The organism is Solidesulfovibrio sp. C21 (assembly GCF_047785625.1).
In the GTDB taxonomy this organism is placed as follows: domain Bacteria; phylum Desulfobacterota; class Desulfovibrionia; order Desulfovibrionales; family Desulfovibrionaceae; genus Solidesulfovibrio.
Map to the genome: position 1 here is coordinate 1 of NZ_JBLODY010000142.1, position 3,944 is coordinate 3,944.

At 63.5% G+C, this 3,944-nt stretch carries 5 protein-coding genes; 3 read left to right on the forward strand and 2 right to left on the reverse strand.

What is annotated here, in order from left to right:
• The first annotated feature begins 85 nt into the window (after window positions 1-85).
• Entirely contained in the window at window positions 86-1,198 is a 1,113-nt protein-coding gene (locus ACMZ6R_RS20165; protein WP_416114745.1) for a phosphotransferase family protein, read from the forward strand.
• Window positions 1,199-1,200: 2 nt separating this feature from the next.
• Window positions 1,201-1,821 (forward strand): adenylyl-sulfate kinase, encoded by a 621-nt coding sequence (locus ACMZ6R_RS20170; RefSeq protein ID WP_416114746.1) that lies wholly within the window; start codon window positions 1,201-1,203, stop codon window positions 1,819-1,821.
• Window positions 1,822-1,888: 67 nt separating this feature from the next.
• Here the strand turns inward: ACMZ6R_RS20170 and ACMZ6R_RS20175 are convergent, their stop codons facing one another.
• Both ACMZ6R_RS20175 and ACMZ6R_RS20180 read right to left on the reverse strand, forming a co-directional pair.
• On the reverse strand, window positions 1,889-2,929 hold the full coding sequence (locus ACMZ6R_RS20175) for a class I SAM-dependent methyltransferase (RefSeq protein WP_416114747.1): 1,041 nt from the start codon (window positions 2,927-2,929) through the stop codon (window positions 1,889-1,891).
• Window positions 2,930-2,959: 30 nt separating this feature from the next.
• Window positions 2,960-3,292 (reverse strand): tRNA-binding protein, encoded by a 333-nt coding sequence (locus ACMZ6R_RS20180; protein WP_416114748.1) that lies wholly within the window; start codon window positions 3,290-3,292, stop codon window positions 2,960-2,962.
• An 89-nt stretch (window positions 3,293-3,381) separates the two neighbouring features.
• Between ACMZ6R_RS20180 and ACMZ6R_RS20185 the strand changes: the two genes are divergently transcribed.
• The gene (locus ACMZ6R_RS20185) at window positions 3,382-3,702 is read left to right on the forward strand and encodes a hypothetical protein (protein WP_416114749.1); all 321 of its coding nucleotides are present in this window, start codon (window positions 3,382-3,384) and stop codon (window positions 3,700-3,702) included.
• Window positions 3,703-3,944 lie beyond the last annotated feature (242 nt).

Below are 3,944 nucleotides of genomic sequence, written 5' to 3' on the forward strand. Positions count from 1 at the left end.
GGGGTGCAGGGGGGAGGGGACCCCTTTTTTCAAAAAGGGGTCCCCTCCCCCCGCAGCATCACCACTTTCCCCCAAGGAGCCAGCCATGCGCAAAGGGACCGAGGAGAAGACGCCCATCGTGGTGCGGCCCGAGGCTGTGGAGCGCTATTTACGCGAGGCATTCGGCGACGGCGCGCGGCTTATCGGCGTATGCGCCATGGGCGCGGGCGGCCAGGGCATGAAGGAATTCGGCTACGGCAAGCCGGTGTGCCTGGATTTCGAAGTCGACGGCGCGGTGCGCCACGGCGTGCTGTCCATCATGCGTGGCGACAAGTACGGGCATCAGTTCTACTGGGACCGGGCGGCCATCCTGATGTTCCAGTACGAGGCCGGCGGACGCATGGAAAAGCACGTGCGGCCCATGGGCCTGGGCTATTTCGACCGGGACGACAATCTTGTGCCGGTGGCCGCGCCCAAGGAATTCTTCATCCTCAGCGAAATGGCCCAAGGGTACGACTATTATCTGGATTTGCAACGCATCCAGAAAACGGGCCTGGAAGACAAGGATGTCCGCATGGCCCGGGAATTCGCCAAATGGCTGGCCCGGGTGCACGCCGTCAAAAAGGACGACGCGGACCTGTACCTGCGGCGGGTGCGCAATTTGATCGGCGCGTCGGAATGCATCTTCGGGTTGGTGGACGCCTACCCGCATCCGTACGAGCTGTTCCCACCGGAAAAGTTTTGCGCCCTGGAAAAACGCGTGGTCGACTGGCGCTGGAAGCTTCGCGGCTACACCCACCGCTTAAGCGAGGTGCACGGCGACTTCCACCCCTGGAACGTGCTGATCCAGGAAGACGGCGCAAAACGCGACTTCGCCGTGCTCGACCGCAGCCGGGGGCAGTGGGGCGAACCGGCCGACGATGTGGCCACCATGAGCCTCAACTATGTGCTGTTCGGGCTCTACAAGGAACCGAGGCTCGCCGGGGATTTCGAGCGGCTGTACATGACGTTTTGGGAGACGTACCTGCGCGAGTCGGGCGACGACGACATCTTTTCGGTCATCGCGCCGTTCTACGTCTTCCGGGGACTGGTCGTGGCCTCGCCCCAGTGGTATCCCGGCCATCCGCCCGAGGTGCGCAAGGGACTCCTGCGTTTTCTCGTCAACGTGCTCGAGGACGACCGGTTCGATTGCCAGGACTTCAACCGGTACATGAGGTGACCATGCCCGCCACGCTGTGGTTCACGGGACTGCCCGGATCGGGCAAAAGCGCGGTGGCCCGGGCCGTGGAAAAAACGCTGACCCTCGGCGGCTCCCGCGTGGCGTATTTGGAGATGGATGCCCGGCGCAAGGCCTACTTCCCCAAGCCCACCTACAGCGAGGCCGAACGCGAATCGGCCTACCGGCTCCTTGCCGAGGAGGCGGCCGGACTGTACCGCGCCGGCGGCCACGACTACATCCTCATGGACGCCTCCGCCCCGAAACGCGCCATGCGCGATTACGCCCGCTCGCTCATGGACCGCTTCGCCGAGGCGCACATCCGCTGCCCCCTGGCCACGGCCATGGCCCGGGAAGCGGCCCGCCCCGAAGGGCTGGTCATGGCCGGACTCTACGCCAAGGCCATGCTGCGAAAGACCACCGGCCGGCAGTTCCCGGGCCTGGGGCAGGTCATCGGCGTGGACGTGCCCTTCGAGGAAGACCCGAAGGCGGAATGCGTCGTGGACGCCGAACACCTCTCCATCGAAGCCTGCCGCGACGCCGTGTTGGCGTTTCTACTGCGGTGGAGAAGCGAAGACTCCAGGGGAGGCTCTGCCTCCCCTGGACCCCACCGCCGGGGGGAATAATTCCCCCCGGGCCCCCTTCAAAGGGAAACACGAGAGAGGCGAAGGTTCACTCCCACCGCCATGCGGATCATGAACGCGCTCCTTCCAACACAGCGTGTTCCGGGGGCACGGGACCCACTTTGCGGGCAATGAGGTAGCCGCGCGAGTCGTTCTCGAACAGGGCCTCGTGCTCCACGGCAAAGCCGCTGGACGTAAACCAATGGCGCAGGCAGGCCATGTTCGGCACCCACCAATTGCTCCAGTGGTCCTGGAAGATATCCTTGACGTAGTAGGCCATGGGCATGGCGGCGACATTCGCGATCCTGTCCGCATTGTCCGCGCAAAAAGCGTCGACAGTGGACGCGCCTTCGAGCACCGCGCCTTCCACAAAGACCAGCCCGCCATCCTCCAGCACGGCATTGATGTTGGTGATGGCCAGCAAGGGACTGCGCAAATGGTAGTAGACGCCGAAAAAAAGCACGACGTCGAACCGGCCGTGCCGCTGCGGATCGAGATTGTAGACGCTCTCGCAGAAATGCGCCGCGTCGATGCCGTTTAAGTCGCGCATCGCATCAAAGCCGCTATGGTCCGGGGGCTGAATGTCGAAGGCCGTGACCCGCGCCCCACGCCGGGCCATCTCCAAGGTGTAGGGACCGTCCCAGGCACCGATATCCAGGACCTTTTTGCCGGAGACCTCCCGCGTCAACGGATGGTCGAGCAGATATGGCTTGTAGGAGCAGATGCCGGGCGTCATGATCCCGGGGAGTATCTCGAAGGCATGGTACCACCAGGGCACGGCCAGAAGCCGGACGAGCTGCTCCTCGTTGAGCCGCCCCGCGTAGCGCAAAAAATGGAAAAACCATTCCGGCAGAAAGGCGGACAGGGGAAATCCGAGGGATTCCGCACTGTCCAGGATTTCCTTTTCAAAACAACTGGCGACAACAATCTTGTCGTAGTCGGAGCCGACTTTCAAGGCCGCCGCCTGACCGGGGGCAAGCACCGGTTTTCCCGAAAAACTGCCACCCGAATCGAAGCTGTCGATAAAGGCCACGATTTCCGTCGCACCGGTTCGCAACGTCGGAACCAATTCCTTTGCCCGCGATCCCGTTCCCCATACCAAAAGCCGCATTCCCCTCTCCTTTTGTTCCCAGCATGCCCTTTAATATACACGCTGTCCCAGGGCCACTTCGCGCTCGGGAGCGAGCAGCACCCCCCCCCCCTCGCCGTCGAGGCCGAGCACCAGCACTTCCGACAAAAAACCGGCGATGCGCTTGGGCGGAAAATTGACGACCGCGATGACCTGCCGGCCGGGCAACTCGGCGGCGGCATAGAGATTGGTGACGCGGGCGCTCGACTTTCTGACGCCAAGCTCGCCGAAATCGATGGTCAGCTTGTAGGCCGGGATGCGGGCCTTGGGCAGCGGCTCGGCGCTCAGGATGCGGCCGACGCGCATATCCACCTTGAGAAAATCATCAAATACAAGCTGTTCCATCATTTCTTTCCCTTGTTGCACGCCATCCTGTAACCAGACACGGGTTTGCAGGTACTTCTCTTGCAGTACGTCCTGCATCGGAGGATCGGATGTCCGAGGGACCCGTGCGTCATTGCCCAGGCTGCGGCCAGGCGCTTCGTTTTCCCGCCGGCATCGGCGGCATGCTCATGGCCTGTCCGGAATGCGGCTACCGATTCGCCTCGCCCTTCAAGCTGGCCGACCCGCTGGCGGCCACGACCAAAGCCTCCACGGTGCGGGCGCCCACGGCCATCGCTTCCAACGGCTCTTTTCCCGAAGCCGCCGGCAGCCCGCGTGAGGAGGCGCAGCAATCCCCGCCCCCCATGCGCCGAATAAAAGAGAATAGCCTCGCCGCCCGTGTGGCGGCCCTCTACGCGGCCAACAACCGCTGACCTCACCCTTTTTCAAGGGAGGGGACAAATTTCTTTCGCTCGAACCGAACGGCAACCGGCACCGGCACCATGGCCGGAAAGGCCGTTGCCGTGCCGTTGCGACGGTGTAGCGCCGTATCCCGCCAAAACCAACAACGGCGTCGAACGGCGTCGGTTCGATCTCTTCCTTTGGCTGGCCGGCGGGCGGTTGGCGGGACGCGCGCGGCGCATATTCGAAGAATACGCCTTCGCGTCCCGCCAAC